At 72.1% G+C, this 6,117-nt stretch carries 5 protein-coding genes; all 5 read right to left on the bottom strand.

Features of this window, described 5'->3' with window-relative positions:
- Positions 1 to 181 precede the first annotated feature (181 nt).
- Positions 182 to 2,620: a phage tail sheath subtilisin-like domain-containing protein gene (locus VFZ20_RS30240; protein ID WP_329687696.1), complete on the bottom strand. Its 2,439-nt coding sequence runs from the start codon at positions 2,618 to 2,620 to the stop codon at positions 182 to 184.
- A gap of 255 nt (positions 2,621 to 2,875) precedes the next feature.
- A complete protein-coding gene (locus VFZ20_RS30235) occupies positions 2,876 to 3,598 on the bottom strand; it encodes a hypothetical protein (RefSeq protein ID WP_329687695.1) in 723 nt (240 codons plus the stop codon).
- On the bottom strand, positions 3,595 to 4,179 hold the full coding sequence (locus tag VFZ20_RS30230; protein ID WP_329687694.1) for a DUF4255 domain-containing protein: 585 nt from the start codon (positions 4,177 to 4,179) through the stop codon (positions 3,595 to 3,597). The genes VFZ20_RS30235 and VFZ20_RS30230 overlap by 4 nt, the downstream gene beginning before the upstream one ends.
- 199 nt (positions 4,180 to 4,378) lie before the next feature.
- Entirely contained in the window at positions 4,379 to 4,579 is a 201-nt protein-coding gene (locus tag VFZ20_RS30225) for a hypothetical protein (RefSeq protein WP_329687693.1), read from the bottom strand.
- Between the two features lie 127 nt (positions 4,580 to 4,706).
- Entirely contained in the window at positions 4,707 to 5,657 is a 951-nt protein-coding gene (locus VFZ20_RS30220; RefSeq protein WP_329687692.1) for an AfsR/SARP family transcriptional regulator, read from the bottom strand.
- Positions 5,658 to 6,117: the final 460 nt, after the last annotated feature.

Below are 6,117 nucleotides of genomic sequence, written 5' to 3'. Positions count from 1 at the left end.
GGAGAACTGCATCGCGAGACGCGGCCTGCCACTCCGCTGGGACCCACCTCCCTCCCCCACGCAGTTTGTGGGGGAGGGTCGGGGAGGGGGGCGCCCCGCGTGCCGCGCGATCTCCTCCCGCGTGCACGAGTGCCGTGCCGTTGCTTTCGCACTTTCGCACTCCCGCACTTTCGCACTGCCGTTACTCCCGCGCGTCCGCCGTCTTCTGCCCGATGCGGAAGATCACGAACTCGGCGGGCTTGACCACCGCCACGCCCACCAGGCAGACGAGGCGGCCGTTGTCCAGGTCGTTCTGCGTCATCGTCGTGCGGTCGCACTTCACGAAGTACGCTTCCTTGGGGTCCGTGCCCAGCAGCGCGCCGTTGCGCCACTCGTTGTACAGGAACGACGAGATGGTCTGCCGCACGTTGGCCCACAGCGCCTCGCCGTTGGGCTCGAACACGGCCCACTGCGTCCCCACGTCGATGCTGCGCTCCACGTAGTTGAAGTAGCGGCGCACGTTCACGTACTTCCACTCGGGGTCGCTGCTGACCGTGCGCGCGCCCCACACGCGGTAGCCGCGGCCGGGGAAAAAGCGCAGGCAGTTGACGCCCATGGGGTTCAGCTCACCCTGCTCGTCGAAGTTGATGTCCGTCTCGAACCGCAGCGCCGCCCGCACCACCTCGTTGGCCGGCGCCTTGTGCACGCCCCGCTGCACGTCGTTGCGGGCGTAGATGCCGGCCAAAAAGCCCGACGGCGGCAGGTTGATCTCCTGCGGCACGTCCGCGCGGCCCGGACGCCACTGCGGATTGGCGACGGTGACCCAGGGGAAGTAGAGCGCGGCGTACTTGCTGTCGATGCGGCTGCGCACGTCGCGCGCGCCGCTGATGGCGCCGCCCTCCGGCGTGTCGAGCACGGCGATCTGGTACGCGCGCGGCCGCTCCACGTGGCTGATGAGCACGCGCTGGATGGCCGCCCAGCTTTGCAGCGCCGTGTGTCCCGGCGCGGCCAGGATGCTGATCTCCTCCAGGGGCAGCAGGCTGCGCAGCGCGTCCTGATAGGCCACGTCGGTGGGCTCGTCGCCGTCGTTGCCGCCGCCCAGTTCCACCACGGCCCGCTCGTCCTCGCCAAAGAGCGCGTCGTGCAGCTGGTGCGCGTTGAACGGCGCCTCGGCCACGTAGGCGTACGGCTGCTCCAGCCAGTCCGAGCGGCGCGACGGCGTCTCGCCCAGCACGGCGCCCAGGAAGCGCGGATGCCCCGGCCCCAGCGCCAGCCCCTCGTACGCGGCGCGCTGACCGTCGCCGTCCTCCGTCTCCACCACGAGCGTCACCAGGTCCGCGCCGCCCAGCGTGGCCAGGTTGGCCAGGTCCAGCGGCTGCGCGTTGGCGTTCACCCACCGGCCGTCCTCCAGCCGGAACCAGCCGCGGGCCGGTCCCTCCTCGCCGCGGGCCATCTCGCCCTGCTCGTGTGCCGTGAGCCCCAGCCCCGTGAGGCCCGAGCCGCCGGCCACGCGCAGCGAGGACGTCGCGCCCGTGCCGATGGTGGAGATCTCCACCCGGCCCTCGCGGACGGACGCCCGCGCGCCGTGCTCGCGCAGCAGGTTGTTCAGGTCCGTGACGGTGACGTTGCGCAGGTCGGGGACGGTGTTCTTGGCGGCGTCCTTTTCCTGCGTCTGCGCCTGCGTCTTGAAGCCGAACTTGGCCCCCACGGCCGAGAGGGACGCGCCGATGCCGCGGCGCACCGTGCGCAGGGTGAGCTTCTCGCCGTCCGTGACGGAGACCTCCACGCCGTCGATGCGCCCCGTGAGCGCCTGGGCCAGCGCGTCCACCGAGTCGTACGCGCGCGCGTCCACCACCACGTCCTGCGGCGTTCCGCCGTTCACCGTCACGCGCAGGGTGCGCTCGAGGGTTTCGGCGCCCGCGAGGTTGAGGGGCGCGCTGATCTTGTTGCTGGTGATCTCCGCCGGCAGGCCGCGGAAGGTGAGCGTCACCGGCTGGCCGCCGTTCACCTGCAGCTCCAGCGTGGACGCGTCGGCCACGGCAAAGGGCGCGGGGAGGGTGGACGCCACGCGCGCGGCGGAGGCCGCCTTTTGCCCGCCCACGCGGACGAACGAGCCCGGGTACGCCTTGGCGAGCGTCTCGGCCGAGGCGGGCTGGTAGATCTTGCGCAGGCTCAGCCGCCCGTTGCCGGCCTGGCCGGGAAAGCGGGCCACGAAGCGCGCCGTGCGCAGGTTGTTGCCGGCGCCGGCGCTCAGCACGGCGCGCGAGCGGGCGCGGCCGTCGTTCCACTCGCCGTTGCCCGTCTGTCCGTCGCCGGCGGCCAGCGGGGTAAAGACGCGGGCCACGTACAGCCGGGCGCCGCCCTCGTTGAAGTAGGCGCGGACGGCGTGGGCCAGGTAGTTCTCCCGGCCGTCCACGGGGCCAAAGCCGCCGTAGATGCGCTCGAAGTCGGCGTAGCTGGTCACCAGCTCCGGCGTGTTGGAGGGCAGCGCGTCGCCGTCCGACGCCCGGCCCGCCGCCGCGGTGGGCCCCCGCCGCGTGGGCCCCACGAAGGCGGTGGTGCTGGTGCTCACGCCCTCGATGGACTTGGCGCGGAAGCTGGTCTCTTCCACGTACACGCCCGGTGCGAGGTATTCCGCCATGGCTCCGTCTCCTTTCCCTGTGCGAGTGGGGGGCGGCCCGCGCGCTGCGGTCCCGTGACCCCGTGTCATCGGCCCGCGCGGCCGCCCCGGCCGCGCCCATTCCACCGCCCATCCCCGCGACGGCGTTCCTTCTCCCGCGTCCGATCATCCGCCACGGACGATCAGCATCGATCCCGGAATTTCCGACGCTGCAGCCGTGTCCAGCCGCGGCAGCCATCGTCGATCCCGCTATTCCCTATTCCCTGTTCCCTGCCGTTACATCCTCAGCGTCGCGTGCCGGCCGGAGGCCAGCTTGACCGTCGCCGTTTTCGTGGCCTTCTTGAGCTTTCCCAGCGCGTCCGGGTCCGGCGGACCGGCGCCGGCCTGCCAGAACAGGTCGACGCGCGCCTCCACCTCCGTGGCCAGCACGCTTCCCTGCTCCTCTTCCCACGTGGTGACGGGGATGCCGGCCACGGCGATCAATCCCTCGCCGCGTGCGTCCGTCATCCCCTGCCCCAGCACCGTGGTGGGCGACGCCTTGCGGACCACGCGCAGCAGCGCGCCGGCCAGGGGCCCGTCCGCGCCCAATGCGCTCACCCGAAGCACGGCCCAGTTGGGCGACACGGCGGCGGCGGGGGACGGGAACAGGTCCACCTCCACGGGCTGAAAGAGCGAGTCCGGCTTGTCCGCCTTGAGCGGGTCCGGGTTGCGCGGCAGCGCGAGCGAGACGACGCGCGGCAGATAGCGCCCGGCGGGATCGGCCACGCGCACGCCCAGCGCGACGGAGCCCAACGCGGGCGCGGCCGGCGGCGCGGCGAAGCTCGCCGTGTGCGCCTCCAGCCCGGGCGCGCCGGCCAGGATCCACCAGCCGCGCCGGTTGCGGATCCAGCGTGCGCCCGCCGCGCGCACGTCCAGCGGGGCGGCCACCGTGGCGCCCGTGACGGCGTCGCGAAAGCGGAGGGCCGCCAGGACGCGCCGGTCGATCGTCTCCGCGCTCACCGCACGCGCTCCGGCGCGCCGACGGCGATCCGCGTGGCCACGACGGGCGCGAAATCCGGCTCCGCGTCGGGATCGATCCGCACCACGCGGACGACGTACGACACGCTGATGCGGTAGCCCGGCTCCACGGCGTCCCAGATGCGCATCATCTCCTCGATGCCCATCTCCGCAGGGAGCACCTGCAGCCGGTCGTCGGGCCCCCATCCGCCCTCGGGCGAGAGGGTGCTGGCGTCGAGGACGGGGTTGCGGTGCAGGCGGTCCATGGCCCAGGTGATGAGCGTGTGCTCCGCGAGCGCGTTGTCGGCCCAGGCGGTGAGGAGAAAGTGCAAGTCCAGGTGCAGGGGCGGCGGCCGGTGCGCGTGGTCGGCGCGGCGCGGGGCGTTGCGCAGGTGCTCGTTGTGCGACACGCGGTACAGCCACAGCGACAGGGCGGGCCCGCGCTCGTCCTTGGTCCCCATCTCGCCGCTGGACAGCAGCACGAACTCGCACTCGGTCACGTCGCGCAGGTCGCGCGGGTACGAGTTCCGCAGCCAGGTCACCAGCGAATGGCCCACCGAGTGGACCGCGTGCACGTTGGGCATTCAGCGACGCTCGGGCGGAGCCATGGATGGAGGCACGGATTCCGTGGACTGCTGCAACGGATCGAACGGATTGAACGGCTGGTTTGGGCGTGTCCCCGGCAGGCCGGGGCCGGGCTGCGTGCGCCGTCCCACTCCGGGCTCTCGGCCCTGCGGGCGCGCATCCCTCACGCAACCGCGACTGCGTCGCGGTTCTTTCCCGCTATTCCCTATTCCCTATTCCCTGCTCCTCGACCGCCCGCCGCAGCGCCGGCCCCACGCCGTTCCACCCGCGAAAGTACGCCGTCTCTCCGCCGGGCACGGACTTGAGCTCGCCCCGCCACTCCCCGGCGTCGCCGCCGGGTCCGGGCTCCAGCCACACGCGCAGGATGAACGTCTGGGACGTGGGCGGCTGGGCGGGCATCCGGACCCGTGCGGAAGGGGTGAGGGCCGTCAAACGGAACAGGCCGCAACCTCGGGGTTGCGGCCTGTATGGTGATCCGCGGGCGCCGCAGGGGCGTCTCCGGCGCGTCTCTCCGTGCCGGCGCCGCTCAGGCGGGTTGAGACGCGGGGCCCGACAGCGCCCGCGCCCGCTCCACGTCGCGGATGACGATGCGCACCTGCTCGCCCGTCTCGTCCAGCCACTGCGCCGCCGCGCGCAGCCGGGTGAGCACCTCGTCCATGGCCGCGGGCGTCGCCTGCGAGGGCACCGCCGGCGCGCGCGCGGCCGAGGGCGCCTCCACGCCCCGCGCTTCCGCCGCCAGGGCCAGCGTCTCGGCGCAGGGCTCCACCTCCAGCTCCTGGCGCAGCAGGCGGGCGCAGGTGTCGAACTGGCGCAGGGCGCCGGCCCGGTCGCCCAGGGCCAGGTTGCAGCGGATGACGGCGCGGTGCACGTGCTCGCGCAGCGGGTCGTTGGCCAGCAGGCGCTGGGCGTACGCCGCCGCCTCCGTCCACTCGCCGCGCGCGTCGTGGTGGCGGATCAGCCGGTCCAGGGCGTCCAGGTAGCGCAGGCGCAGCCGCTCGCGCTCAAAGATCACCCAGTCGTCGTACACGCCTTCCAGCAGGTCGCCGCGGTACAGCTCCACGGCGTGGCGAAGCAGGCGGGCCTGCGCCTCGCCGGGCTCGCCCGTGCCGGCCTGGTCCAGCGTCTCCTCGAACTCGTGGATGTCCAGCCAGTGGTCCACGCTGCTGGCCAGCGACACCTCGTCCTGGCTCACGGCCAGGCACGAGCCGGGCTCCACGCCGGCCGGCTCCAGCACCGTGCGGATGCGCCAGATGTCCGTGCGCAGGTTCTTGCGCGCCACGCTCTCGGGAGATTCGCCCCAGAAGCGCCCCACGAGCGTGCTGCGCGAGTGGCTGCGCCCGTGGTTCAGGGCCAGGAACGCGAACAGGCCGCGGGACTTTTGCGTGGGAAACCCGGGAAGCGGCTGCTCGCCGCGATATACGTTCAGGCCGCCGAGGAGGTGAATCCGCAGCGGCTGGGTCTGCGGGCGGTAGATCATGAGTCTGATCCTGCGAGGTCGGATGGATGTGCCGCGGCGGGAGCGTCTCGGGAGCGCCACACCGGCCGAGGCAGGTGGCCCGCCGGAGGGCAAGGCCGGTGCCCCCGGTGGCGGAAAGGGTGCGGATCTCCGCAACGCCGCATCCCCAGCGCAGATGCGCGGCGCCGCCCCCATCGCGTGTTTGTGTGTCAGAAAACGATACGGACGAATTTCTGTCCCACCCGTGCCCCCGAATGGGGCGCGGGTGACGCACGCCTGCCACATCGCCCGTGTGCTCCTAATCCAGATCCGTGCTTTCGCCTCATCTTTCATCAACAATTCTGCCCCACAAAGCCGTAGCAGAGAACAAAAACCAACAGAAAATATCTCACGCAGAGGGAGCAGAGGCAGCAGAGTACTTCATTCCGTGCCGAAATGGGTACTCTGCTGCCCCTGCTCCCTCTGCGTGAAAAGCAGTTCC

This window comes from Longimicrobium sp., assembly GCF_036280135.1.
Classification (GTDB): Bacteria; Gemmatimonadota; Gemmatimonadetes; order Longimicrobiales; family Longimicrobiaceae; genus Longimicrobium.
Note: the sequence above shows the minus strand (reverse complement) of the source record. Positions and strands in the feature narration are given on the sequence as shown.